This is a genomic window from Micromonospora sp. NPDC048063, assembly GCF_043202855.1.
Lineage (GTDB): Bacteria > Actinomycetota > Actinomycetes > Mycobacteriales > Micromonosporaceae > Micromonospora.
The window spans coordinates 558,605-583,222 of the sequence record NZ_JBIDBG010000004.1 but is presented as its reverse complement, the minus strand read 5'-3'; the positions used below and the strand labels follow the sequence as shown (position 1 = coordinate 583,222).

At 68.3% G+C, this 24,618-nt stretch carries 21 protein-coding genes; 5 read left to right on the top strand and 16 right to left on the bottom strand.

The window, feature by feature from the left end; all coding sequences use genetic code 11:
* Positions 1 to 187: 187 nt before the first annotated feature.
* The 3 genes from ACGFZ2_RS14485 to acs all read right to left on the bottom strand — a co-directional run bounded on the left by ACGFZ2_RS14485 (position 188) and on the right by acs (position 7,902).
* The gene (locus ACGFZ2_RS14485) at positions 188 to 2,494 is read right to left on the bottom strand and encodes an immune inhibitor A domain-containing protein (protein ID WP_393453459.1); all 2,307 of its coding nucleotides are present in this window, start codon (positions 2,492 to 2,494) and stop codon (positions 188 to 190) included.
* A 381-nt stretch (positions 2,495 to 2,875) separates the two neighbouring features.
* Positions 2,876 to 5,668, bottom strand: coding sequence for an immune inhibitor A domain-containing protein (locus ACGFZ2_RS14480; protein WP_393453456.1), 2,793 nt, complete (start codon positions 5,666 to 5,668; stop codon positions 2,876 to 2,878).
* Positions 5,669 to 5,937: 269 nt separating this feature from the next.
* Positions 5,938 to 7,902: an acetate--CoA ligase gene (gene acs / locus ACGFZ2_RS14475; protein WP_393453453.1), complete on the bottom strand. Its 1,965-nt coding sequence runs from the start codon at positions 7,900 to 7,902 to the stop codon at positions 5,938 to 5,940.
* 263 nt (positions 7,903 to 8,165) lie between these two features.
* On the opposite strand from acs, the gene ACGFZ2_RS14470 reads away from it, so the two are divergent.
* Positions 8,166 to 8,912: an oxidoreductase gene (locus tag ACGFZ2_RS14470; protein ID WP_393257537.1), complete on the top strand. Its 747-nt coding sequence runs from the start codon at positions 8,166 to 8,168 to the stop codon at positions 8,910 to 8,912.
* 169 nt (positions 8,913 to 9,081) lie between these two features.
* Here ACGFZ2_RS14470 and ACGFZ2_RS14465 read toward each other — a convergent pair whose 3' ends face one another.
* From ACGFZ2_RS14465 to ACGFZ2_RS14430, 8 genes are all read right to left on the bottom strand, one after another.
* Positions 9,082 to 9,897: an HAD-IB family hydrolase gene (locus ACGFZ2_RS14465; protein ID WP_357452503.1), complete on the bottom strand. Its 816-nt coding sequence runs from the start codon at positions 9,895 to 9,897 to the stop codon at positions 9,082 to 9,084.
* 97 nt (positions 9,898 to 9,994) lie between these two features.
* The gene (locus ACGFZ2_RS14460; RefSeq protein ID WP_393453450.1) at positions 9,995 to 11,479 is read right to left on the bottom strand and encodes a tyrosine-type recombinase/integrase; all 1,485 of its coding nucleotides are present in this window, start codon (positions 11,477 to 11,479) and stop codon (positions 9,995 to 9,997) included.
* An 11-nt stretch (positions 11,480 to 11,490) separates the two neighbouring features.
* Positions 11,491 to 11,784 carry a helix-turn-helix domain-containing protein gene (locus tag ACGFZ2_RS14455; RefSeq protein ID WP_393453447.1) on the bottom strand — a complete coding sequence of 98 codons (294 nt, stop codon included), beginning with the start codon at positions 11,782 to 11,784 and terminating at the stop codon, positions 11,491 to 11,493.
* An 18-nt stretch (positions 11,785 to 11,802) separates the two neighbouring features.
* Positions 11,803 to 13,515 (bottom strand): replication initiator, encoded by a 1,713-nt coding sequence (locus ACGFZ2_RS14450; RefSeq protein WP_393453444.1) that lies wholly within the window; start codon positions 13,513 to 13,515, stop codon positions 11,803 to 11,805.
* A gap of 65 nt (positions 13,516 to 13,580) precedes the next feature.
* Positions 13,581 to 14,243, bottom strand: a complete 663-nt coding sequence (locus tag ACGFZ2_RS14445; RefSeq protein ID WP_393453441.1) for a DUF2637 domain-containing protein — start codon at positions 14,241 to 14,243, stop codon at positions 13,581 to 13,583.
* Complete coding sequence (locus ACGFZ2_RS14440) at positions 14,240 to 15,667, bottom strand: FtsK/SpoIIIE domain-containing protein (RefSeq protein ID WP_393453438.1); 1,428 nt, start codon at positions 15,665 to 15,667, stop codon at positions 14,240 to 14,242. The genes ACGFZ2_RS14445 and ACGFZ2_RS14440 overlap by 4 nt, the downstream gene beginning before the upstream one ends.
* On the bottom strand, positions 15,658 to 15,885 hold the full coding sequence (locus tag ACGFZ2_RS14435; protein ID WP_393453435.1) for a hypothetical protein: 228 nt from the start codon (positions 15,883 to 15,885) through the stop codon (positions 15,658 to 15,660). The genes ACGFZ2_RS14440 and ACGFZ2_RS14435 overlap by 10 nt, the downstream gene beginning before the upstream one ends.
* A 165-nt stretch (positions 15,886 to 16,050) precedes the next feature.
* Positions 16,051 to 16,479 carry a hypothetical protein gene (locus tag ACGFZ2_RS14430; RefSeq protein ID WP_350683664.1) on the bottom strand — a complete coding sequence of 143 codons (429 nt, stop codon included), beginning with the start codon at positions 16,477 to 16,479 and terminating at the stop codon, positions 16,051 to 16,053.
* Between the two features lie 162 nt (positions 16,480 to 16,641).
* Between ACGFZ2_RS14430 and ACGFZ2_RS14425 the strand changes: the two genes are divergently transcribed.
* Complete coding sequence (locus tag ACGFZ2_RS14425; RefSeq protein ID WP_393453432.1) at positions 16,642 to 16,821, top strand: hypothetical protein; 180 nt, start codon at positions 16,642 to 16,644, stop codon at positions 16,819 to 16,821.
* A gap of 26 nt (positions 16,822 to 16,847) precedes the next feature.
* On the opposite strand, the gene ACGFZ2_RS14420 is transcribed toward ACGFZ2_RS14425, so the two are convergent.
* The 3 genes from ACGFZ2_RS14420 to ACGFZ2_RS14410 all read right to left on the bottom strand — a co-directional run bounded on the left by ACGFZ2_RS14420 (position 16,848) and on the right by ACGFZ2_RS14410 (position 18,435).
* Complete coding sequence (locus ACGFZ2_RS14420) at positions 16,848 to 17,573, bottom strand: GntR family transcriptional regulator (protein ID WP_393453429.1); 726 nt, start codon at positions 17,571 to 17,573, stop codon at positions 16,848 to 16,850.
* Between the two features lie 348 nt (positions 17,574 to 17,921).
* Positions 17,922 to 18,164 carry a hypothetical protein gene (locus ACGFZ2_RS14415; protein WP_393453426.1) on the bottom strand — a complete coding sequence of 81 codons (243 nt, stop codon included), beginning with the start codon at positions 18,162 to 18,164 and terminating at the stop codon, positions 17,922 to 17,924.
* Positions 18,157 to 18,435 carry a hypothetical protein gene (locus tag ACGFZ2_RS14410; protein ID WP_393453423.1) on the bottom strand — a complete coding sequence of 93 codons (279 nt, stop codon included), beginning with the start codon at positions 18,433 to 18,435 and terminating at the stop codon, positions 18,157 to 18,159. The genes ACGFZ2_RS14415 and ACGFZ2_RS14410 overlap by 8 nt, the downstream gene beginning before the upstream one ends.
* A gap of 362 nt (positions 18,436 to 18,797) precedes the next feature.
* Here ACGFZ2_RS14410 and ACGFZ2_RS14405 point away from each other — a divergent pair, with 362 nt between their 5' ends.
* Positions 18,798 to 20,021 (top strand): helix-turn-helix domain-containing protein, encoded by a 1,224-nt coding sequence (locus tag ACGFZ2_RS14405; protein ID WP_393453420.1) that lies wholly within the window; start codon positions 18,798 to 18,800, stop codon positions 20,019 to 20,021.
* Between the two features lie 24 nt (positions 20,022 to 20,045).
* Positions 20,046 to 20,513 carry an NUDIX domain-containing protein gene (locus tag ACGFZ2_RS14400; RefSeq protein ID WP_393453417.1) on the top strand — a complete coding sequence of 156 codons (468 nt, stop codon included), beginning with the start codon at positions 20,046 to 20,048 and terminating at the stop codon, positions 20,511 to 20,513.
* Positions 20,514 to 20,637: 124 nt separating this feature from the next.
* Here ACGFZ2_RS14400 and ACGFZ2_RS14395 read toward each other — a convergent pair whose 3' ends face one another.
* Positions 20,638 to 21,255: a hypothetical protein gene (locus ACGFZ2_RS14395; protein WP_393453414.1), complete on the bottom strand. Its 618-nt coding sequence runs from the start codon at positions 21,253 to 21,255 to the stop codon at positions 20,638 to 20,640.
* A 171-nt stretch (positions 21,256 to 21,426) separates the two neighbouring features.
* Between ACGFZ2_RS14395 and ACGFZ2_RS14390 the strand changes: the two genes are divergently transcribed.
* Complete coding sequence (locus ACGFZ2_RS14390; protein ID WP_393453411.1) at positions 21,427 to 22,284, top strand: hypothetical protein; 858 nt, start codon at positions 21,427 to 21,429, stop codon at positions 22,282 to 22,284.
* A gap of 280 nt (positions 22,285 to 22,564) precedes the next feature.
* On the opposite strand, the gene ACGFZ2_RS14385 is transcribed toward ACGFZ2_RS14390, so the two are convergent.
* A complete protein-coding gene (locus tag ACGFZ2_RS14385) occupies positions 22,565 to 23,920 on the bottom strand; it encodes a hypothetical protein (protein WP_393453408.1) in 1,356 nt (451 codons plus the stop codon).
* Between the last annotated feature and the right edge of the window lie 698 nt (positions 23,921 to 24,618).

The following is a 24,618-nucleotide window of genomic DNA, read 5'->3' as shown; positions in this document are numbered from 1 at the left end:
CTATTTGTTGCAAAGTTTTGTTGGGAATGCTTTTCACCGTCACATCCCAGCCGTTCATCAACCGTCATGAGCAGGGCATAGGGTCCCCGATGGGGCGGAAGAGATCGTTCTCGATCGGACCGGGTCACGTACGCGAAAAGTGGGGCCGGTGGCGTCACCGCCACCGGCCCCACGGGTAACCCGATCGTCAGTTGCTGACCTTCACGACCATGTCGTCGGTCGGGTTGGTGCCCTGCTGCAGGATCTCGATCCGGGTGCCGGAACCGGCCAGCTTCACCGAGTTCCACGGGTTGCCGGACGTCCAGTACTTGTTCGCCCCGCTGTCGAAGAACACCGGGTTCGGGTCGAGCGCCGGGAGCGTGACCGGGACACCGTTGAGGTGGAAGGTCTGCGCCGGCTTGGCGTACAGGCTGAACGTGGCGTCGAAGCCGTTGCGGCGGTTGGTGATGGTGCCCTGACCACCGACGTTGATCTTGTTCGGCCGGACGTCCACCGGGAGGTTCAGGCCGTAGCCCGGGTGCTCCGAGGTGTTGTTGTCGCCGTACGCGTAGTTCACGTACCAGACCAGCATGCCGGGCTGGACCGAGAACCGCTCCACCCAGTTCGGGCGGGTGTTGTTGAACCCGTAGTTGTACCCGCCGGTCCGCAGGGTGTCGTCGTAACCGAAGTAGGACCGGTTCTCCGCGATGTAGAAGCGGGGGTACGTGTCGGTCACCGAGCCGCCCATCCGGGTGAAGCCCTTGGCGGTCCACTCGGCGGCCAGCGTCTCGGCGTCGTCGGTCCAGGCGACGGCGCCGCCCTTGACCAGCGACACGTTGTCCAGGAACGCGCCGGCGAGGTGCACGCCGCCGTCGGTCTGGTAGCGGTAGCGGAACTGCACGGTCTGCCCGGCGTACGCGGACAGGTCGTAGGCCAGGTCCACCCAGGCGCCGCTGGTCGAGCCGTCGACCCCGGTCTCACCGGCGTCGATCGACGAGTTGCCCAGCGGGGTCCAGGTGGCGCCACCGTTGGTCGACACCTCGGCGTAGAGGTAGTCGTAGTCCTCTTCGATGTCGTACCAGGCCTTCGCGGTGATCGACGCGGACGTCGCACCGGTCAGGTCGAGCTGGCGGGTCAGCGTGGTGTTCAGGTCGTCCGCGCTGCCGCCCCACCACTCGTACGACCCGCCGAACGGCGTGTTGTAGCTGGTGGTCTGGGTCTGCGCCGGCAGGTTGACGACGACGGCCTGGGCCTTCGGCCCGTCGCTGTCGCCGGCCGGGCCGAGCGTGACCCGGGTGGTGCCGCTGTTCTCCTCGACCACCGAGTAGTTCAGCCAGCCCAGGAACAGCTTCGACCACGGGTCCATGTAGCCCGGGGTCGACCCGATGTCGTCCGTGCCGTGGCTCAGCCACGAACCGGAGGACATCAGGCTCCAGAAGCCCACGCCGTTGTCGCCGCCGGCGGTGTCGTAGAGGTCCGGCAGACCGAGGTCGTGGCCGTACTCGTGGGCGAACACGCCCAGACCGCCGTTCTCCGGCTCCGTGGTGTAGTCCCGGATCCACATGCCGGTGTCGCCGATCTGGACACCACCGGCCTTGTTCTCGCCCGGGCCGGCGCTGCCGGCCAGGTTCGGGAACGCCGCCCAGCGGTGCGACCAGATGGCGTCCTCGCCCTGGGCGCCGCCGCCGGCCTCCTCGCCCTCGCCCGCGTGCACCGCCTGGAAGTGGTCGATGTAGCCGTCGGGCTCGTTGAAGTCGCCGTCGCCGTCGAAGTCGTACCGGTCCCAGATGTCGAACTGGGCCAGGTACTGCTTGATCTGCTCCGGCGTCTTGCCGGCCGCGACCTGGGACTCGTACCAGGCCGTCGCGGTGTCCTTGACGAAGTTCCAGTACCCGTCGGCCTCGGAGATGGCGTTGCTGCCGTACCGGGCCTCGTTGTACGGAACCTGCACCCAGTCGGTGACGTCGCCGTTGACGGTGTAGCGCCCGCCGGACTGCTTCAGGTAGAAGTCCCGCATCGACTCACCCGGACCGAACATCATGTCCTGGTAGTGCGCCCGGTTGAAGTCCGGCCGCCACAGCGTGCTGTTGTCGTCGCTCGAGCCGCCGTCCCAGTTGCGGTCGGGCTCGGCGATCTGGTTGCGCAGCGGACCAGCGGTCCCACCGGTCCGGGGGTCGGTCTGGTCACCGAACTCGACCAGCATCGTGAAGATGGGGTCGGTCTTCGGCGCCTGCTGGTACTCGACGAACAGGTCGTCCTTGACCTGGATGACCTTCGAGCCGTTGCGCGTCTGAAGCTTGGCCTTGCCGGAGAGCAGGTCGGCGATGGCCTTCTTCCGGAGCTCCCGCTGCTGATCCGACTTCGGATCGGGGAGGTTGTCCCTGCCGTGCTTCGCCTTGTCGGAACCGGGGGCCGGGTCCGCGGCCGGTGCGCCGGAGGCCGGCGCCGACACGACTCCCGCCGCCAGCAGCGCGGCCGCGGCCGAGGCCAGGCCGGCTGTGACTCGTCTCCTCAAAGGTCCTCCTCCTTTGTGGATCTGTTACATGACGAGCGCGGCCGAAGCCACGGCTGTCATGTGATGCGCCACTCACCCTGGCAGAGGGGGCGTGCGCTTGTCACGGGTCAAATACCTGGTGGGAACGCGGCCGCCGACCTGCATATACGCATAAATGCCGACCAAATGGCGCGTTGAACCGACATCGTTTCACGTTACGTTTTGGCCACGATCACCTTGAGTGACCGGAGTTATGAAGTCCCCTTCGGGGAGCGCCCGAGGGCCGGAAATCGTCACAGAGGCCGGTCGGCGTAAATCGTGGACCACACGACGAGCGGGGCCCGCCCGGAGCAGTGTGCTCCGGACGGGCCCCGCCGTGTGTCCCGTCGGCCGACCCTGAGGTCAGTTCGTCGCCGGGGTGACGTACACCGTGGCGTACGAGTTGTCCTTCGCGGTGTGCTTGATGGTGATGGTGACGCCGTAGGACACGCCCTGGTCACCGGGGTTGCCGGTGCCCAGCACGATGGCGCCGCCGCCCAGGACGGCCCCGTAGTACGCCGGCGCCGGCGTGCCGTCCGGGTTGGTGACCCGGGTCGTGTACGGCGCGTTGCCCCTCGACGGGATGACGACCGAGGCGTCGCTGTCCCGGGCGTACGCCGAGCCGTCACGGATCTCGATGCCCGGGTACCAGCCCTTGGCGTCCGTGAAGGCCGGCACCGCCGGCTGCGCGGGGAAGTTCGTGCAGTACTCGCTGTACGGCTCGTCCTCCGCCTCCAGGCACTCCCGGAAGGGGTACGTGGGGTTGAGCGAGAAGGCCGCGTTGGCGGACTGCGGCCGGCTGGGCAGGTTGTCCAGCACCGACGGGTCCTTGACGGCCGCCTCACCCTTGCGGCGGAACGGGTCGAAGTGCGAGTCGACGATCAGCAGACCACCCTTGGCGCCGTAGCTCGGCAGCGAGGTCAGCTGTCCGGTGACGTGGTTGACGTCGCCGAGCGCGGTGTCCCGGTACCAGACCAGCATGCCCGGGGCGTTGTAGGAGACCTTGTCGACCTTCCACGCCTCGTGCGAGTACACCGTGTCGTAGGTGTACTTCAGGCCGTTGTCGAAGCCGTCGAAGTTGCGCCACTCCGCCAGGTAGTAGTGCGCCTGGGTCGAGGTGCCGCTGTCGATGCGCCAGCCCGGGCCGGTGGTGTCGACGAAGGTGCCGCCGGTCGCGGTCCAGCCGTTGGTGCCGCTCTCGACGTCGTCGCTCCAGGTGGTGGCGCCGCCGCCGGTCACCGAGAAGTCGTCGGCGAACCAGCCGCGCTCCGCGAACGCCTCGTCGGTGGCGTAGCGGAGCCGGACCTGCACGGTCTGCCCGGCGAACGCCGACAGGTCGACGTAGTCGTGCCGCCAGCCGTTGGTGCTGCCGGTGAGGCCGTACTTCTTGTTGCCGAAGTCCACCATCCGGCCGTTCGGGTCGGCGTAGCCGTCGTTGGTGGTGACGAGCTTGCCGGTCGAGTCGTAGACCTTCTGCTCGGCCCAGGTGGCGCCGCCGTCGGTCGAGACCTCGAGGAAGCCGTAGTCCCAGTCGGCCTCGATGACGAAGTTGTTCCACATCCAGAACTTCGCGTCGGCCGCCGCGGGCACGGCCACCTGGCGGGCGATCTTGACATCCGCCCAGTCCTGGTCGGCGCCGGTGTACCACATCTTCTCGCCGCTGTGCGGCGTGGCCAGGGTGATCACCTTGTTCGGCAGGTTGATCTTGATGCCGTCCTTGGTGCCGACCGGGGTCCGCGAGGTCTGACCCAGCTGCACGGAGCGCGGGTCGGCGCCGGGCGCGAGGGTCAGCGGGTCGGCCCAGCCGAGCACCCACTTGTCCCACAGGCCCATGTGCGTCGGCAGCGCCTGGAAGATCTCACCCGAGTGCGAGCCCGAGGCCATCAGGTCCCAGAAGTCGACGTCCGAGTCGGCGTTGCCCGAGGTGTCGTAGAGGTCCGGCAGGCCCAGGTCGTGACCGAACTCGTGGGCGAACACACCGACGCCGGCGTCCTCCGGCTGCACGATGTAGTTCGACACCTGCAGGTTGGTGCCGGGGATGGTGTAGCCGCCGGCGATCGACGACGAGTGCGCCCAGACGGCGTAGATGCCCTCGGCGCCGCCGCCGCGGGACTTGCCCTGGCCGGCGTGCACCAGCACCAGGTGGTCGATCACGCCGTCCGGCTCGAAGACGTTGCCGTCACCGTCGCGGTCGCCCTGGTCCTCGATGTCGTAGTCGGCCCACGGGAAGTTCGGGTCCATCTGCGCGAGGGTGGCGATCGCGTCGGTGGCCAGCCGGCCCGCGCCCTGCGGGTTGTCCGGGTGCCCGTTCATCGCCTGCTCGCGGCCGGCGACCCAGTTGCCGTTCTCGTCCTGGAAGCAGCGGGAGGCCGCGTACCAGCCCTCGGAGTGCGGCACCTTGATCCACGGGCTGGCCTGCCCGTCAACCGTGTACGCGCCCTTGGACATCTCCAGGTACATGTTGTGCATGGTCCGGCCGGCCAGGTTGATGCCCGGCTTGCCGTCCGGCCCGGTCAGGTCCGGGCGGACCCGCTCGGTGATGCCCTCCTTGGTGTAGAGCATCTTGTCGTAGTGCGTGGGCGAGAAGTCCGGCACCCACATCGAGTTGTTGTCCTCGCGCGGCAGGGACGCCGGGTTGGGGATGTTGTTGTGCAGGGGTCCGTTCTGGACGGTGCCGGGGACACAGCTCCGGTCCTCGAAAACCGTCTTGGGGACCATGACGTCGGTGAAGTCGTCGTTGGCCTGGTCGTTGAACTCCACCAGCAGGGTGAGCAGCTTCGCCGTCTGGGTGCCCTCGGCCTGCTTGATCTGCCGCGGGCTCTTGCCCGTCTTGATCGCCTCGGCCTCGGTCCTGGCGAGTTCCCGCGCCGTGACCGGGTTGCCGCGGGCGAACTTGCGGTCGTAGGCCCGCGCCTGTTCGACAGCCGGGGCGTAGACACCACCCTTGCCCTTGACCTCGCGGCCGGTGCTGTCCGGCTGGACGGCCGGCTCGGAGTAGTTGATGTAGTACTCGTCCGCCCCGATGACGGCTCGGGCGGGGCCGGACTCTGCCGCCGCCGAGCTGCCAGTCACGGTCAGTGACGTGGCCGCCAGGGCGATGGCGGGCAGCGCGACGAGTAGGCGTCGACGCGACCCAGGTTGCGGATTTCTGTTCATGCCGCTCCATTTCTCGGGCATGGGGAGGGAGGGAGCCGGACGGTTTCTGATCGATGTGACGTCCATCGAACCGACTCGGCCTGCGTGAACCTAAATCAGAAATCAGGCGAAGGACAGGGGTCCACACCCGCCTGTGTCCGTTCAGCTTCTCCCGGTTCCCCCGACCGACTGATGTGACAGGGCACCTCCGGTCCGTCGTGTACCCGTAAGAAATGACGATGGGTGACGGTCCGCGCGGGACCGCCACCCATCGGGTCGTACGCCTGCCGTCAGTCCTCGTCGGACTTGCCACCGCCGATGCCGGACGAGATCAGGTCCATCACGGACGAGTCCTGGAGCGTGGTGACGTCGCCGAGCGACCGGTTCTCGGCCACGTCCCGCAGCAGGCGGCGCATGATCTTGCCGGAGCGGGTCTTCGGCAGTTCGGGCACCAGCATGATCTGCCGCGGCTTGGCGATCGGGCCGAGGGTCTTCGCCACGTGGTTGCGCAGGTCGGCGATGAGCTTCTCGCCCGCCTCGCCGGAGGTCTCCGTGGCACCGCGCGGGATGGCGAACGCGACGATGGCCTGCCCGGTGGTCGGGTCAGTCGCGCCGACCACCGCCGCCTCGGCCACCGACGGGTGCGAGACCAGCGCCGACTCGACCTCGGTGGTGGAGATGTTGTGCCCGGACACCAGCATCACGTCGTCGACCCGGCCGAGCAGCCAGATGTGGCCGTCGTCGTCCCGCTTCGCGCCGTCCCCGGCGAAGTACATGCCCTCGAACCGCGACCAGTACGTCTCGATGAACCGGTTGTCGTCGCCCCAGATCGTGCGCAGCATCGACGGCCACGGCTCGCGCAGCACCAGGTAGCCGCCGCCGCCGTTCGGCACCGACTGGCCCTGGTCGTCCACCACGTCGGCGCTGATCCCCGGCAGCGGCGTCATCGCGGAGCCGGGCTTGGTCTCCGTCACGCCCGGCAGCGGCGAGATCATGACGGACCCGGTCTCGGTCTGCCACCAGGTGTCCACGATGGGCAGCTCACCGCGGCCGACGTGCTGCCTGTACCACATCCACGCCTCGGGGTTGATCGGCTCGCCCACGCTGCCGAGCAGCCGCAGCGAGGAGAGATCGTAGCCGGCGGGGATGTCCTCGCCCCACTTCATCATCGTGCGGATCAGCGTCGGGGCGGTGTAGAGGATGCTGACCTTGTACTTGTCGACGATCTCCCAGAACCGGCCCTTGTGCGGGGTGTCCGGGGTGCCCTCGTACATCACCTGCGTGGCGCCGTTGGAGAGCGGGCCGTAGACGATGTAGGAGTGCCCGGTGACCCAGCCGATGTCGGCGGTGCACCAGTAGACGTCGGTCTCCGGCTTGAGGTCGAAGACCGCGTGCGTCGTGTACGCCGTCTGGGTGAGGTAGCCGCCGGTGGTGTGCAGGATGCCCTTCGGGCGGGCCGTGGTGCCGCTGGTGTAGAGGATGAACAGCGGGTGCTCGGCGTCGAACGGCTGCGCGGCGTGCTCGGCCGGGGCGGTCTCCACCGTCTCGTGCCACCAGTGGTCCTTGGCCGACCAGGCGACCTCCTCGCCGGTGCGCCGCACGACCAGCACGTGCTCGATCGACGGGCAGTTGGCCACCGCCTCGTCCACGGTCGGCTTCAGCGCGGACGGCTTGCCCCGGCGGAAGCCGCCGTCGGCGGTGATCACCACCTTGGCGCTGGCGTCCTGGATCCGGTTGGTCAGCGCGTCGGCGGAGAAGCCGCCGAAGACCACGCTGTGCGTCGCGCCGATGCGGGCGCAGGCCAGCATCGCGACCGCCGCCTCCGGGATCATCGGCAGGTAGATCGCCACCCGGTCGCCCGCGGTGACGCCCAGATCGGTCAGCGCGTTCGCCGCCTGGCAGGTCAGCCTGTGCAGTTCCGCGTAGGTGATGGTGCGGGTGTCGCCCGGCTCGCCCTCCCAGTGGATGGCGACCCTGTCGCCCAGGCCGGCCTCGACGTGCCGGTCCAGGCAGTTGTACGCCACGTTGAGCTGCCCGCCGACGAACCACTTCGCGAATGGCGGCTTCGACCAGTCGAGCACCTGGTCCCACTGCCGCGCCCACGTCAGCCGCCCGGCCTGCCGCTCCCAGAACGCCAGCCGGTCGGCGTCGGCCTCCGCGTACGCGTCTGCGGTGACGTTGGCGTTCGCGGCGAGTTCGGCCGGCGGGGGGAACTGGCGTGTCTCGTTCAGCAGATTGGCCAATGCCTCGCTCATGCCGTGCTCCCTCGTCGTTCGGGGTGACCTGCGTCTCCCGCACGAGGTTAGTCGGGACACCCCGTCGTCCGACTGCCGGTCCGGCCAACTCGCGCCGAGCGGCCCCCGCCGCGCGCCGGACGGCCACCCGGATGCCAAAAGGGGCACCTTGCCGGCGCCTTCCGTCGAGGAAGGGCCCCTTGCCACCACAATCGCGGGGTGGCGGCGGTCGCTCCCCGGCGGCTCGTCGGCGGGTCGCGTCGCGCAGTCGATAGCGTGACGGGGTGACCGCTGACCCGCTCGCCCCGCTGCTCGCGCTCGCCGACATCGCTCCCGCCGTCGAGCGGGCCCGCGAGCGGTTCGACCAGGCGCTCGGGCACCGCGCGCTGCGCCGCCACGGCGGCCAGGTCGCGGCCGAGGTCAGCCTCCGGTCCGCGGTCGCCAGCGCCGCCCTAGAGGGGTACGCCCACGAGCGCGAGGCCGTCCGCGCCGGAACCGTGACCGAGCCGGTGGTCCAGGGCGCGCTGCGGGTCGCCGGGGCGCTGCCCGGGTTGAGCGAACTCTGGCCGAAGGCGCCCCGGCAGGCGCTGGCCAAGCTGCACGTGCTCGCCGCCCGGGACGTGGTAACCGAGGCCGAGCTGGGCCGGCCCGTGGCCGACCCGGTGGTCGCCGCGCGGCTGGACGGGCTGGCCGGGCTCGTCGCCGGCGGCACGAAGGTCTCCCCGCTGGTGCTGGCCGCCGTCGTGCACGGCGAGCTGCTGAACCTGCGCCCATTCGCTGGGCCGTCCGGGGTGGTGGCCCGCGGCGCCGCCCGGCTGGTGCTGCTGTCCAGCGGGCTCGACCCGCGCGGCCTGCTCGCCGTCGACGTCGGCCACCGCGAGCGCGAGCCCGAGTACGTCGGCGCGGCCGGCGCGTTCGCCACCGGCACCCCGGACGGTCTGCGCTCCTGGCTGCGGCACTACATGTCGGCCGTGGAGGTCGGCGCCGACCAGCTCACCACGATCGGCGACGAGATCCTCGCCGCCGCCTGACCCGCTCTGTCCGGATCGCTTCGGCCTGGATCGCTTCGGTCCGGGTCGCTTCGGCCTGGGTCGTTTCGGTTCGGGTCGCTTCGGTCCGGGTCGCTTCGGCCTGGGTCGTTTCAGTTAGGGTCGCTTCGGTCCGGGTCGCTTCGGTCCGGTCGCTTCGGCCCGGATCCGGTCAGGCGGGAGCGGGGGTGGCGCGGGTGCGGCGGTGACGGCCGTACCAGGCGATGCCGATGGCCACGCCGACGCCCACGCCCAGCGCCGCTGCGGCGACCGGGACGGCCGGGCGCTCCCGCAGCCGCCGGCCCAGCGGGATCGGGTGCCGGAACTCCAGCACCGGCCAGGAGTTCTCGACCGCGAGCCTGCGCAGCTGCCGGTCCGGGTTGACCACCGAGGGGTGACCGACGCACTCCAGCAGTGGGCGGTCGCTGTACGAGTCGGAGTAGGCGTACGAGTCGGCCAGGTCGTACCCGCGCCGGGCGGCCAACTCGCTGACCGCCTCGACCTTGCTCGGGCCGGCCGCGTAGAACTCCACCTCGCCGCTGTAGCGGCCGTCCACCACGCCCATCCGGGTGGCGATCACGTCGGTGACCCCGAGCAGCGCGCCGATCGGCCGGACCATCTCCTCGCCGGAGGCGGAGACCAGCACGACGTCCCGGCCGGCCGCCTGGTGCTCCTCGATCAGGGCGGCGGCCTCGGCGTACACGTAGGGATTGATCAGCTCGTGCAGCGTCTCCGCGACGATCTGGCGGACCTGCTCCACCTGCCAGCCCTTGCAGAGCGTGGCGAGATAGTCCCGGGTCTTGGCCATGGTCTGCTCGTCGGTGCCGCCCAGCCGGAACATCAGCTGCGCGTACGCCGACTTGACCACGTCACGCCGGGTGATCAGGCCATCCCGGTAGAACGGCCGACCGAACGCCAGGGCGCTCGACTTGGCGATGACGGTCTTGTCCAGATCGAAGAAAGCGGCACTTCGGCCCACGGCGCGCAAGTCTAGCCGGATGGTCTATGGTCGGCGGGTGCCCGGGGTCCGATGACCCCTCGGACTTGCGGGCAGACCGCATCACCATCGCTCATCGTGACGTCCGTCACACTCTGCGAAGTTTAATTTGCAGGGAGTGGAGGTGACACCACTCGACGTATACAGGTCCGCTCAGGCAGACTGGTCGGCACGACGAGCGTTCATATCTCGCACAACACACAGGCCCTCGGCGGTTGCACCCCCCGTGACCGCTGAGTGGGTTCGGCTCGACCCCCCCGGAGCCGAACCTCCCGACGACCCCCGTCTCCCCCCGACGGGGGTCGTCCCTTTCCCGGTTCGCCTCCGGCCCAGGTAGAGCCGTGTTTCCCGGGTCCGTCAGACGGGGCGCCGGGCGGAAAGTCAGCGAATCGTCAGCGAACGTCAGCCGCACCCGATCGGCGTAGTCGTCCGGGGTGTGCGTATAACGATTGAGCGTCGTTGACGCCTTCTCGTGCCCCACCACCCGCCGCACGATGTTGACCGGCACCCCGTCCGTCACCAGCCACGTGATGTACGAGTGCCGCAGGTCGTGGAACCGCAGCCCGCCGAACGCCGAAGCCACCACGTGCGCCACCGCCGCCGACTCGTCGGCGAACTCTGCCCGCTGCTCCCGGCCGTCCCGGTCCGGCCACGACGCCACCCACCGGCCCGGCGCCACCTCGGCCACCCGCCCGAGCAACCCGGCCCGCACCAGCGACGGCAGCCACACCCGCCGCCGGAAGTTCGACCGCCGCTGCGGCCCACCGTCCCGGTCGGCGAAGACCAACGCCCGCCCGTCCGGCACCGCGGCCCCGCGCCGCCGACGCAGCTCGTCGACGAGGAACGGCGGCATCGGCACCGTCCGCACCCCGGCCCGAGTCTTCGGGTACGCCCGCAGCAGCACCCCGCCGTGGGTCTCCACCGCCACCTGGGCGACGGACAACAACCCCCGATCGAGGTCGACCGCCTCCCACGGCAGCCCCGCGCACTCGCCCCAGCGCAGCCCCGCCCCGGCGGCGGCGCACACGATCGCCCGATGCTCCGCCGGCACGGCCGGCAGCAGTCGCCCGAAGAACGCCTCCCGGCTGATCGTGCCAGCGCGAGCCTCGCGCGCCCGATTCCGCGGCAGCCGCACCCCCTCGCACGGGTTCACGGCGATCAGCCGCGCCCGGATCGCCGTCTGCATGATCATCGACAGCAGCCCGAGGTGCTTCGCCGTTGTCGACGGCGCCAGAGTCCGGCCAAGGTTGGTCACCCACTCCTGTACCGCCAGGTAGTCGATCTTTGCCAACGGCCAGTCCGCCCACTGCGGCAGCAGGTGAGCCCGCAGCATCGACTGCGTCCGTTCGGCCGTCCGCGCCTCCACCGACCGCCCGGCGAGCCACCGCGTCACGAACTCCCCGAACCGCATCCGCCCCGCGTGCGGGTCGACGTACGTGCCCCGGTTGAGCGCGCCCTCCACCTCGGCCAGGAACGCGTTCGCCTCCTTCTTGGTGCGGAACGTCTTCGCCTTCTGCCGGTCGGCCGAGTCCCGCCAGTTCGCCCGGTACGTCCCGGCCGGCGTCTTGCTCACGAAGCCCACGATCACCAGCCCCCGCGCGGCGCGTCGGTGCCCGTTGCCGAAAGCTGACCGGAGGCACCGTCCAGCCATGCGTGGAAACGGCTACGCGGCACCACCCAGCGCCGCCCCAGCCGCTCGGCGGGGATCTGCCCGGCCCGGACCAGGGCGTAGGTCGAGCTGACCGACAGGGACAGCAGCGCGGCCACTTCCTTGACCGTGTAGACGGCCCGGACCGGCCGGGGCGGGTAGTCGCCGGGGGCCACTTCGCCAGCACGAGGCCCGGCCTGCCGAGGCGCGAACGGTACGACGATGGACAAGATTTCCTCCCCAGAGGTTCAGGCCGCGAGTGCGGCGGGTTGATCGGTTGCCGAAACGGCGGCGGCTGTTCGTAGTCGTGCGGTGTCGAGGTCAGCGCGCCAACGGATGCGGGCGGATATCGATCGCAGGAGCCGGTGTTCCAGCGGCGGCACGTCCGGGTCTTCTGGCCGGGCGAGTTCGAACCGGTACCGCTTCGACCCGTCCGCCTCGTCGGCCGCCTGGTCGTGCTCCTCGGTGTCGGCCATGCCGCCAGCGAGGATGGCGCGGACCCAGGCCCGGTTGTCGGCGCGGTGGTCGGCAAGTGTCTTGCCGGACCACTGCCGGGAGACGAGCACGCGCCGGCCGGTGAAGCCGAGGGTGGAGCGCTGGTGGACCTTCCCGGTGCAGCGGCCGGGCGTCAAGCCCGCCTTGACCCCGTCCGGCTGGACGCCATAGAGCAGCCAGTTCGCGCAGGTTGGCGAGCACGGCAGGACGGACAGTTCGGCGTGGAGCCGGTCGAAGTGCGCCTTCTGCGCGTCGGAGCGCGGCTTGGCCTGGTCGGTCAGGTCCTTGGTGACGTACTTGGTCACGTACCGGATGGAGCGCTCGGCATCCTTGGTGCCCTGCTCGATGCCCCGCGCGTCGATCCGGCCGAGCCGGGCGACGTACGCGGGCCGGCTGTCGGGCTCCTCCAGGGCGTCGAGGGCTTCGCCCCAGGTGGGCAGCGACTCGCGGGTCTTCGGGTCGACATACGCCTGTTGGTCGACGTCCCAGACCGGCGGCTTGTCGACCGGGTAGGCCAGCTCGTCGAAGGGCGGCCACCACACCTGGTGGTAGGTGGCTGCCGCGATCTGCTTGAGCAGCCGACGCGGAAGCGTGCCGCGGATGGCGAAGTGGGCGTGTGGGGCGAGTCGGCGTTGCAGCTCGACGGCTCCGGCGTATTGGACGTTCCAGCCGGCGGCGCGGCGGACGTTCTGCCACCACCGGTCGAGGACCCGGGCGAAGTGGATCGCATCGAGTGCGGCCCGCCGGTAGTCGTATGTCGTGGGGTCGACGGGGGTGCCGAGCACGTCATCGTTGGGGCCGTGCCGCTGGCCGCACTCGCAGGGGGCGATATACGCGCCGCGCCGTAGGTGGGAGTGCACCGGCCCGTGCGAGCCCAGGGTGAGCGTGACGAGCATCGACGGCCGGTGCGTCTTGCCTGCCTTACCGGCGTAGGCGCGGCCGACCGTGCGCGGGTCGACGGGCAGGCGTGGCAGGTCGGGGGTGTCCTGCCGCCGCCGGGTCGACCGTTTGCGTCGGGGTCGCTCGTCGCGTTCCTTTGGGGTGAGGTGCCCGCGCAGGCTGGTTTCGGCGAGCGCTTCGTCCAGCTCCGCGATCGCGGCGTCCACGTCGGCGATCTGCGCGGCCCGCTCGTCCGGGGTCATTGGCTGGTAGTGCAGCGCTTCCCGTTCGAACTCCAAGTGTGCCCGGACCCGGACCAGGGCGAGCACGTCCTCACCGGGCTTGTCGGGGCGGACGGCGGGTTCGTCGGCCAGGTGCCAGCCCTCGCGGATTTGCTGGATACGTAGCCGCCGGCCCCGCTCCGCGCACGGCTTGCACTTCGCCGCCAGCGTCGCCCCGCAGGGAACCTCCACCACCTCGGTCAGGCCGGTGGCGGTGTCGGTGCGGCGCAGGGCGAGAGGGCGGACGCAGACGCCGTTCTGTTCGGCGAGTTGCTTGAGCGCGTCCTTGGCCAGGGGCTTGCGCATCCGGTCAGCCCGTGACCCCGGCCGGGGCTGCTCGACGGGAGTCGTGGGGATGAGTTCGAGTTGGCTCACCGGTCACGCTCCCCGCCGAAGACGCTGCCGTTGCGGGGTGCGAACGCCGCCGCCGGTACGGGCACCAGTCCCGGCCGCCGCTCCACCGGCATCGAGGGAACCGGGCGGAGGGCTGCCGGCCGAGGCTGCTCGTTGGTGGCCTCCAGTGGGACGGTCACCGCCTGGTCCTGGTCGATGTCCGCCGACGCCTGGTCGCCAACGGGCTCGGCCCCGGGCGGCACGTTGCCCCAGCCGTCGTCTGCCTGCTTGTCGACGGGTGCCGTCGCCGTTGGGGTGGTGGAGAAGACGAGCTTGGACAGGCCGAGGAAAGCCAGCGCCGGCACGGCCGACAGCAGCCACCCGGACACGCCCGGCTTGGCCACGGCGAGCTGCGCCGACAGCGACAGCGCGACGGCACAGACGAGCAGGAACATCGGGTACCCGATCGGGCCGCCGGTGCGGCGGCGCCGCCGGATGGTCAGCAGCGCCGCCAAGGGCAGCAGTTCGGAGATCGCCGCGTTGGCCCAGCCGAACCAGTCACCCGTACCGGCCGGGGAGTTGGCCATGGTCCAGTCGTGTACGTGGGTGAACGACGCCGCCCCGGCCAGCCCGCCGACGGTCAGGACGATGAGGACCAGGACCACGCCCTCCACCCGGTCTGCGCTCGCGTTGGCCTTCACTTGGTCACCTCCTGCTCGTCGGTGTCGTCCAGCCGCCGGTAGGTGCGGCCGAGTTGGCGGATGTCGTCGTCGGTGAGGTAGGCGAAGCGGACCCGGACGGGTTCGCGGACGCCGTCGAGCACGACGAACCCCACACCGGGTGCCGACTCGGGGATGCGGTCGCACAGCGCTCCCCGGTCCCGAGCGCCGTCCCCGAGGACCATGTCCACCTGCTCCGGCTCGGTCAGCCGCAGCCCGATCCGGGTGGGGAACAGGTCCCTAAACGGCAGCACGTCCTTACGCGGATCTTGAAGTGCGGCGACCACGTGCACCCCGACCGCCCGCCCCTGGCTGAGGAGGAGGCCGAGGGCTTCCTTGATCCGGTCGCGGACTTTCCGATCGGTGATGTACGCCGTCAGCGCGGCCAGCTCGTCGACCACCAGGACGATCAGCGGCTCGTCGACCGTTGGGACGTGCTGGCGGGCGACGCCGCGCAGGCGGGCCGCTCGCAGCCGCATGCGCTTGACGGCTTCTTCGAGGACGCCGGCCATGCCGTCGGGGTCGTCGTAGGAGAACCGGGCGAACAGTGGCACGCCGGCCGCCAGCTCCATGCCGCCCTTGGGATCGAACGCCCACAGCTCCACCAGCCCCGACCGGACACCGCTGGCGAGGGAGCGGATCAGCGACCACAGCACCGACCCCTTGCCCGACCCCGTCGCCCCCGCGATCAGCACATGCGAGCCGGCCAAGCGCAGCTCATATGGCTGTCCGTCCTCCCGCATACCGAGCGGCAGCCCGGCCAGGTCCGGCACCACCGGCACCGGCAGCGGACCAACGACAGCGGCGAGAGGGTCACGACGGATGAACCGCAGCACGACCTGATCCGCCCTGTCCGTCGACCGGGCCTGACCCTGGCGAAGGCGGAAGGCGTAGGCGAGGCGTTCCGCTGCCTGCCCCCAATCGTCCGGGATCTGACCGGGCAGCATTCGCACCGTCACCTCATCGCCGTACCGGTCACAGCGCACCCGCAGCAGTTGCGGCACGTACCGGTCACCGGCGAAGGTCGTCGCCAGCCCACACGTCGCCATAACCGACGCCCACCGACGCCGATACACCGTCAGAGCCCGGACGCGATTGACGATCGGGTACCAGCCGAACCGCAGCCATGACGACCGGTGCCACCGCCACCACCCCACACACCCGGTGACCACGGCCAGGACGACGCCGACCAGGACCAGACCGCCGTACTCCGCGCGCACCCACAGGCCGAGCAGGGCGGGGGTGGTGAGCCACCAGTACCGCACCGCCAGCATGGTGAGGCGGAACAGGCCTCGGGCCAGCCACCAGAACACCAGCAGCCAGCCCGGAACTCGCCACGCCGGAAGGCGCACGTTCATCGGCGCCACGGGGATCTTTTCCCCCGGAATGATGTTGATCAGAGGCACAGGTCACCACCCCGATTCGGGCGGGCCAGGGTGGCGATGCACGAGCGGCACGACATACGGCGCAGGTCGAACCGGCGCGGCTTCACCCACGCCTCGCAGCGGGGGCAGCGGATCGCGCACACTCGCGCCGATGCCGGCGGCAACCGCAGCGCCGACCGGAGGGCCGCCTCCACCTCCCGGTAGGCGTGCCGAAGGCCGACCAGACGGGTACGGGACATCAGGACCACCACCCCGACGAGCAGCGGCCCTCAGAGCAGTTCGGGGCAGGGGGAACTACGGTGGGCATCACGCCCTCCTTCACACGTGAGGGATGGAAGAAGCGCGGGACGGGCCGGGACTCTTGGCGGGGAAACGACCCGCCCCGCGCGCCAAACGACAACCGGTCAGGCCGCCACCGAACCGGGCACCGCCGACGCCGGGCGGATCGCGGTGGCGCGCAGCGAGTACGCCATGCGGGAACGGCAGTCACCCGACGAGCGGCCCGGCTTGCACCGCTGCGAATCCACATACGGGGTCAGGGTCAGGCCCTCGAACTCCACCGCTGGCGGGTAACCCGGCACCGTCGACGGCGGCGGCACCGGCTGCTGCGCCGCCACGACCTTGACCTTCACCTCGGTCGACCGACCGAACTTCCCGGCCTCCGGGTCCAGGTCCATCACCCGCACCACCCAGACCCGCTCCCCGGTCTCCTTGTCCCGCGCCTGGTTGTCCGCCTCACCCCGCCGCTCAAAATCGATCTGCGGCGACACACCAAGGCACAACGCCCCGGCGGGGAACACGTACTCGGACGGGACCGGCACCTTCAACGTCATCGGAACCACGTGGACAGCCTCCTAGCCTTACCAGTCGTCTAGCTGACAACCGGTTGAGCTAACAAGCTACGTCAGCTTGTAAACACAAGCAAGGCCGAAGGTGAGTCTCTTGCACAATGTGGAGCCCAGCCATGTATGGCACCCAGAGGACGAGGAGCACGAGTGCGAGAGACAGCCGAGCGCCTAACGCTGGTGACTGTCGTTGACCGATGGTTCCATCTGGATCGGCCGGTGCTGATCGAACGTGGACAGTCCTACTGGATCGATCGCAAGACCAGCGAGCTGTGCATCGATCGGGGAGACGGCCGAATCACCCGGGCCGCTGGCTGGATGTGCCGTTGAGCATCGTCTGCTGACACGCCGAGCAGTCAGGACAGCGCGTAGGTGTCTTCGATCTCGTGTCGACTTCCCGGCATCACCAGCACGGAAGTCATGATCGGGTCGCCGGATGCCTGATGCACGGTGATGACGACGCTCATCACCGACTCGTCGGCCGGCACGTCCAACGCCTCAGCCTCGACCTCGCCCACCCGGCGCGCCGTCATCCGCTCGGTGGCGTAGTCGGCCCGTAGGCCCTTCTGACGCGCGATGAGGTCGAGCAGGCCGCCCGGGATCGGGCTCGGCTTGGTGATGTCGGTACCGGCCGCGATGTCCACCGGCACGAATGTGGCGACCAGGTCCACCGGCCCCGCCTCCGAGACGGTCCGGCGGCGCCGCTCGTAGACCGGCGTGCCCTCCGGGATCTTCAGCTCGGCCGCGATCCGCGGTGAGGCGAGCACGGGACCGACGTGCAGGATCTCCGCTTCCCCGGTCTCGTCCAGCTCGACTGCGTCACGGGCGTACTCAGGCGAGGTGCGGCCGGCAGCGGGCCGGCCACGGACGAAGCTGCCCTTGCCCTGCTGCGACTCGATCCAGCCGTCCTGCTTGAGGATGCCGAGCGCCTTGAGCACCGTGGGGCGGGACACCCCGAACTCCGTGCAGAGCTGGCTTTCCGACGGCAGTGCCGCACCGGGGGCGTAGTCGCCGTCCTCGATGCGCTTCCGCAGCGTGTTCAACACGCGCAGGTATTTCGGCGTCGGAATCTCGTACGCCATCGCGGGCCACCCCACCTAGGAACGCTGCATGAATCTCAGCAGCTTATGAGTTGTTTGCATGACAGAACAAGCCGACTCAGCGATCCGGCCTCGTACGCTCCACCGCTTGGACGAGCCACCCCGACCAGGACGACGGCGCGTCCACCAGTTCCGGCCGGGACGCGCCCGGCCACCGGCGCGGCAGGCACCCGTACCGGCCGAATACCCGCAGCGCCGCCCGCCGTTGTGCGCACGGGCCTTCCTCTCCGCAGCCAGAGCAGCGCCCGTCCGCGCTCGATGGCGTGTGCCGGTCGAGCTGCGCCTGTGCCGCACGGAGCTGGTCGCGCACGGCACCGGACAGGTACGTGGTCACCGGGCCGGTCCATTCGGCGGTAGCACGCTGGCGCGTACCAAAATCTGCGCCTGCGGCCCCCGGCCGCCGGACGGGCTCAGCCTCATCCCCTCGACCCAGATCCACGGCTCATGCGCTGGGCGGTTGACCACCAACCGGACCCCGGTCACCCACAGCGTCACCGGCCCGTCCGGGGGCCGGTAGCGGTCGGCAGCGTCGATCCGCAGCACCGCGCCGAGTCGTACCCGAACGTCAAACACCGCGCCTCCTCATCAACGGCGCCACGTTGCGGGGCGGCGCGCTGTCGGTCGTGCGTGGCCGGATCTGAAGACCGGCGATCTGTACGAAGACCTCGCGCCGCGCCAGCGCCTCGCCGCTCGCCGGGTCGACGGAGTAGCCGGTGAGCCACACCCAGCCGTGGTACGTCGGTTTGTCGCAGACCGAGGTAACCCGCAGCCACAGCGCTCGGTCGCCGCCGAACTGCACCGACGCACGGCCGTCGATCAGCAGCAGGTCGCCCGGCGCCGGCACGCCCGGCCGGGGCGACGCTGGTTTGCGAGGCGCCGGGGTGGGCGGGCCATTCACGGGCCGTCGTTCGGGTCGCGGCCCCACACCAGCACCCACCCCGGGCCAGCCTCAGCAGGTCGCCGAGCGACCGGAACCCGCGCAGTCCAGGCAGGATCGCCGGGCCAGGGAACGAGTCCGCTCCGACCCACGCCCCATCCCCCGGATGGCGGTGCGGGCGAGGGTGTACTTCCAGCCCGCACCCGAGCAGGATTGGCAGTTGCTCGATACGTTCAGCCCCGTCATGCAGACAGGTTGTGGCACAAACCGCCCAGCGACCCGGAAAATCCTTCCGGGGTCGCAGCCGACCGAGGGGAGACAGTGAACCGGTGCGCGGGACGACCAACACCCTGACCATCGGCGAGCGCGTCGCCTGGTACCGCCGGCGACGCGGCCTGTCCCAAGAGGTCCTAGCCGGGCTCATCGGCCGTACCGCCGACTGGCTGGGCAAGATCGAGAACAACCGGATCGAACTGGACCGGCTCTCCGTCATCAAGTCCCTCGCCGAAGTCCTGGACATCTCTCTAGGCGACCTGCTCGGCGAACCCTCGCTGCTCGACTGGACCGGGGATAGCGGCACCGAAACCGTGCCCGCCTTGCGCGCCGCCCTGATGAACTACCGCGCCATCGCCCCGTTCGGCGGCGGCACGGACGCGGAGCCGTCGAGCGTCGCCGTGCTCAAGAAGGAGGTAGGCGCCCTCTGGGACGCCTACCAGGACTCCCGATTCGGATACGTCACCGGCCGCCTGCCCGACCTGCTCCACCGCGCCCAGGCCGCCGCCGACCACCACGACGGCGACGACCAGGACCAGGCCCGCCGCCTGCTCGGTCTGGCGTACCAGCTCGCAGCTACCCAGCTCACCAAGCTCGCGGAAAGCGACCTCGCCTGGATCGCCGCCGACCGCGGACTGGCCGCCGTCCGCCCCACGGGCGACCTCCTCATCACCGGCTCCCTGTTCCGCTCCGTCGGCCACGCCCTGCACGCCACCGGCCGCTACGCCGAAGCAGTACGCCTCACCGAGGACGCAGCCGGCTACCTTGAGCCCCACCTCAAGCACGCCACACCAGCACTGCTCTCCGTCTATGGAACCCTGTTCCTGTCCGGCTCGATGGCCGCCGCCCGCTCCAACGACAGCGGCACCACCCGCGCCTTTCTCGCCGCGGCCGACCGCGCCGCCGGCCAGCTCGGAGCCGACGCCAACCACCTCTGGACCGCGTTCGGCCCGACTAACGTCGCGATCCACCGCGTTGCCACCGCCGCCGAGCTGGGCGACCTGCAAGTCGCCATCGACCTTGGGCCTCGCGTAGACACCGCCGGCCTGCCGATGGAACGCCGCGTACGGCACTCCCTCGAAGTCGCCCGCGCCTACAGCTCCTGGAACCGCATCGACGACGCCCAAGCTGTCCTGCTCGACGCGGAACAGATGGCGCCCGAACAAGTTCGACACCACTTCCTCAGCCGCCAACTCGCCCTGACCTGGGTGCGCCGGCAGCGCGGTAAGCCCTCGCCTCAACTGGTCGGACTGGCCCGGCGGCTCAAGGTGCTCGACTGAACCCAGCCCATCTAGGCTGCCCTGGTGACGGCCAACGAGATGCCACCCATGGCAACCCCACGCGTCGCCGCAGGCGCCCTCTTCTTCGACGACGAAGGCCGCGTGCTCCTCGTACGCCCCAGCTACAAGAAACACTGGGACATCCCCGGCGGCTACGTCGAACCCGGCGAGTCGCCCCGCGCCGCGTGCGCACGTGAAGTCGAAGAGGAACTTGGCATCACGCCCGCGCTCGGACCGATGCTGGTCGTTGACTGGGCGCCCGCCGAACACGAGGGCGACAAGCTCCTGTTCATCTTCGACGGCGGTTCACTCGGCGCCAAGCAAGAGCGTGACATCCGCTTCGCTGACGGTGAAATTACCGAATGGCGCTACGTGGGCGCAGAGTCCTTGGACCAGTACGGCCCGGCCCGGCTCGCCCGCAGGATCCGTTCGGCGATTGCAGCGCATAGTAATGGCATCTCCGCGTACGCCGAACACGGCAGCGTCATATAGTGCCTCGTCTTTGAAGCTTGATCGTGTAATCCGTCGACGCTGAGGGCTCTCTGGGCAGGCTGTTTCATCGTTCACGGTAGGAGGTGGCGGCCGGTGGGTAGACGGCCGGAATGTGCCGTAGTCGCTACTGCGGCAAGGTGGGCTGCGGAAGGGCGGCGGACCGATCTTCCATTAACAAATCAACGGTTGACGCGATATCGATGCTGACGGCCGACGCCTTAGCTGGTTGCTTCTGTGCTTTGACGAAGTTTGTTGCATCGACAGTAGCACTCACGAGGGCGCAGGTCGTAGCAGTCAGCGCCAGCCAGAAGGCCACCTTACTTTTGGTGTCCTCGGCGATTTTCACGGTCATGACCTCAACGCCGTCATTGGAAGCGCTGCTTCCTGGCCTCCGAACTCGAGTCGATGCACCTGCTTTCGAGGGAATGGAGTTTGGGTCTGGTTGGCGCCGCCAACCAAAGCGCGAGAAAAATTTCGCCCACGTATGATTTGATGTGCCGCAGCCGAAGATGACGCCGTTGACGTTTCTGCTGCACTTTCCACCCTTTTGTGTCGTAACCCCACAGACCGTCGGCGCTTTGACTGCCAAGACCCATGCCGGTATGGCTATCGCCAAAGACAGCGACCAGGCAAGGCTCATGAAGTCTAAAATGACTAAAAAATAGACCACCCCAACGATTGCCGCAGCCTCAATGATGAGCAGCAGGAGGGCTGCATCACGCTTAAGCATCAATGCCGGCATTGCGCATCCTTTTGGTCGAGGGGGGCTTAGTGTAACGACACATAAGCGGAGGGTAGTCGAACTGTCGGATGAGCGACTATCGCCTGAAGCCAAGGCTGCTGGTGCTCAGGCCCCTGTCAGATTGTGATCGGCTAGCATCGGGTGTTCACCTATTGATCGGGGAATGGCCTCATGTGGGACTTGTGGAACCAGCTTGTACGCCTCTGGGATTGGCTATTGCGGTCGAACCCGGATGCATGGGCAGCTGTTGCGGGATGGACAACGGCAGGCATCGCAACAGTGGCCGGTTTCATTGCCTATCATCAAGTGAAGGAAGCTAAAAGGCTCCGCCAGGAACAAGCGCAGCCTTACGTGGTCGCTTATATGGAGCCAAGCCAGGCTGATCAGCAGATCATTGATTTGGTTGTTAAGAATTTCGGCACAACGGCCGCTACCGACGTCAGAATCCAGGCGAGCCCCGGCCTGATGAGAAGTGGTGGCAGTAGTGGCGAAGTCGAGAACGTAAAGCTTTTCGATTGCCTGCCTGTCCTTGTCCCTCAGCAAGAGTGGCGCATATTCTGGGACTCTGGCCTCAGTCGGAAAGACACTCATCTTCCCGACGAGTACGAGGTGACGGTCTCGTACAAAGATTCGCGAGGCAATAAGCTGGACGACACAAAGGCAGTCCTTGACTGGGGAGTGTATAAAAGCCGGCTTTGGGTTCAGGTGTACGGCGCTCATGACACGGCCAAAGCGCTGCGCGATATGAGAGACGTTTTTAAGAGTTGGGCTGAGGGTCGCAGCGGTGGCTTGTCGGTCTTCGTCCGTAGCGGCCACGAAAAAGACCGGCGTACTAAGAGAACCCGTCAAGAGCAAAAGAGCCGCCTAGTGGCTATGCGCTCCCGCCTGTCGCCCGCCCAGTCGGGCGGAACCGATGATCGTCAACTGCCTGCGCCTAGTGCTGCATCCTCCGGAGTTGTACCCGAGGGCCCGTATGATGGCGGCACTCAGGCCGCATCGCCGAACGCTGGCCCCGCTATCGGTTCTTAGGCCATAAAGGCACGCGACGGTGGGAGATGCGGGGGCGCGAGCCGAGGCACAAGACAGCGTGAAACATCGACAAGCGGCCACCAATGATGTAAAGCTTAGAACCGGCCGTGACCAGCACGCCGAGCAGGCTCCCACAAGCCAGGCAAGAGAAGACTAAGTTCCGCTTTCATCTCCGGCACTCGGAACGGGTGGCCAGTTGGCGCGACGAAGGAGGAAAGCACCCGCCGAATGTCATTGTTTCTGGCCGGCCTATGGACCGGCAGGCAAGGCGATGGCGACCTTACGGCGATGTGCAGAACCGTCCCGAATCCACCGTGACCCCGTCAGCCTTCATGCCTTCGATTATCCGTCGAACCGGCCAACTTTCAGCGTATCTCGCCACTGCTGCTCGGGCGCCAGGCAGCCTCTGGATGATCGCCATTCTGATCAGAATAAGTGATAGGCGGCCGGCATAGATTGTGTGGAGTCCGTCTGGGAAATCGCCGCGGTCGGCGTGTTTAATCGTGTTGTATGTGTTTGCTAGCGCCCTAGCGAGTTCGACGCTGCCAGCTGCAATCGACGAAGATTCGATGCCAACGGTCTCGATAATGCGGTAAAAGTAGGTCGATGTGGTCTTCTTCGTGCCAGCCAGGGTGGGATCCTCGCCCACAACTGGGCCCAATGCGGCTCCCAGGGCCTCGATGCTCATTGAGGCGTTGACCACGTTATCCTCGGCAAATATATTTGATCTCTGTAGCGTTGAGGCGGTAGGTAAGACGAACCGCCGCGAGTCTTCGTACTGCCGGGCCCACCATGCCAAATCTCCTGGCGAAAGATCCTTAGGGGCGAGGATCGGCCAGTCCGCCGCTCCCGGAACTGATTCTTTCCTGTAGTGATCAACCGCCGTGCGGGCAGTTACCAGTCGCTCATAATCCGCACCATGGGTTTTCCCGTCGAGGGTTCGCATGCCGAACCGTCGGTCGCGAATCGAATGACCGAGAAACCGTGCTCCAGTTCCTAGAACCAGCGACATCAGGTCGCGGAACTTGCGATGCTCCACGAGGTGATCGGACACCGAGCGCGGTTCTCGGAACCGGCTTTCAAGAACCGTGTCATCCGTCAAGTGGATTCCTGGAGAGGTCTTGCCATCGTGTCTCCAGTGCGTCTTTAGCCTCATTCGGGCAGCACCCTGCATCCAGTCGAAGCCATGGCTCGACTGGACAGTGTATTTAATTCGATGCCCACGACGTTGCGAAGGGATCCCGATAGGCTCGCTGTCCCATCTGACCGACGACAGCCCGGACCATTTAGCTAAGCCATCTAGGTGAGAAACGAGCGTCGTTACTCGCAGCTCGTCATCGATGCTGCCGGATCGTTCCGCGAACACAGCCTCTTGGACCCGCAGTCGACCGATGTCGATGTAAGCGCCCTGGACGCTTCTGGTGATCCTGCACCCAAATAGTGAAACCTGAAGGTCTTCCGATCTGAACAGTAGGTTTTTCGGTGCTTGTTCCTGACGGAACCACTGGGATGGGACAGCGAACTGATCGGTGCCGAAGCCGATATAAGGGATCTCGGCAAGGACGCCGAGCTTGGGATCAATCCAGAGCACGCCAACAACGCACGGCGCGTCCTCATTCTCGGCATGGATGAACACGCCAGTCCGCTTGTCTCCCGGTTCCAAGACTGATTGTCCCACGGCCCGCCCCTGCCTTACGGCTGCACCCTGTGCCTTACCTGCACACATCCCCGCTGGCGGAACCTAACGTTAGCCGAGCGTGGATGGGTGGGCAGAGTTTACAGGCGAGAGGCCGGTTTGGGCCGTCCGGGTCGCCGTCGCGCTGGCAAGCCCCGGCCAGCGGCAGTCAACGATGATCAGCAGCGCCCGAAGAAACACCAGGCCGGCGCCGCCAGGTGAGAACGGCTGACTGGTGGGCGACGGACGACTGGCTCCGCGCGCCCGGATACAGCTATCCCTCCGCATGGCCGCTAGGCTCCCCTGGATTCGCTTACAGAACAGCGTGGAGCGTCGGCAACCAGCCAGCATTGACGGCATCCCAAAGGGGGCGCGACCAGCGTGTCGACCAAGTCGCCACAGGTCGCGCGGGAGCCGGTCGAGGATCCGCTTCAGCTCCACCACTGCCGAAACACTCTCTTATGGATCAAGGCGCCGCGCGAGCGCGGCGCGCTGCGACTGCCCTGCGGGCGGCCTTCGGCCGTCCTCGGGCGCCCGCAGCGCTACCGATTCTCGTCTCCAAGGTGGCGGGCGGCGGCGAGATTTTTCCGCGACATCAGCGTGTCCGGGTGCTCCTCGCCCAGGACCTGCTCACGCGCGGCCAGGGTTGCCTCTAACAG

What these genes read in the sequence shown, in the direction of transcription:
- ACGFZ2_RS14450 (WP_393453444.1), bottom strand. Translation starts at nt 13,515, where the DNA reads ATGCGCAAGCCCCTGGCCAAGGACGCGCTCAAGCAACTCGCCGAACAG.
- ACGFZ2_RS14480 (WP_393453456.1), bottom strand. Translation starts at nt 5,668, where the DNA reads ATGAACAGAAATCCGCAACCTGGGTCGCGTCGACGCCTACTCGTCGCG.
- ACGFZ2_RS14430 (WP_350683664.1), bottom strand. Translation starts at nt 16,479, where the DNA reads ATGACGTTGAAGGTGCCGGTCCCGTCCGAGTACGTGTTCCCCGCCGGG.
- ACGFZ2_RS14435 (WP_393453435.1), bottom strand. Translation starts at nt 15,885, where the DNA reads ATGTCCCGTACCCGTCTGGTCGGCCTTCGGCACGCCTACCGGGAGGTG.
- ACGFZ2_RS14420 (WP_393453429.1), bottom strand. Translation starts at nt 17,573, where the DNA reads ATGGCGTACGAGATTCCGACGCCGAAATACCTGCGCGTGTTGAACACG.
- acs (WP_393453453.1), bottom strand. Translation starts at nt 7,902, where the DNA reads ATGAGCGAGGCATTGGCCAATCTGCTGAACGAGACACGCCAGTTCCCC.
- ACGFZ2_RS14390 (WP_393453411.1), top strand. Translation starts at nt 21,427, where the DNA reads ATGTGGGACTTGTGGAACCAGCTTGTACGCCTCTGGGATTGGCTATTG.
- ACGFZ2_RS14395 (WP_393453414.1), bottom strand. Translation starts at nt 21,255, where the DNA reads ATGCCGGCATTGATGCTTAAGCGTGATGCAGCCCTCCTGCTGCTCATC.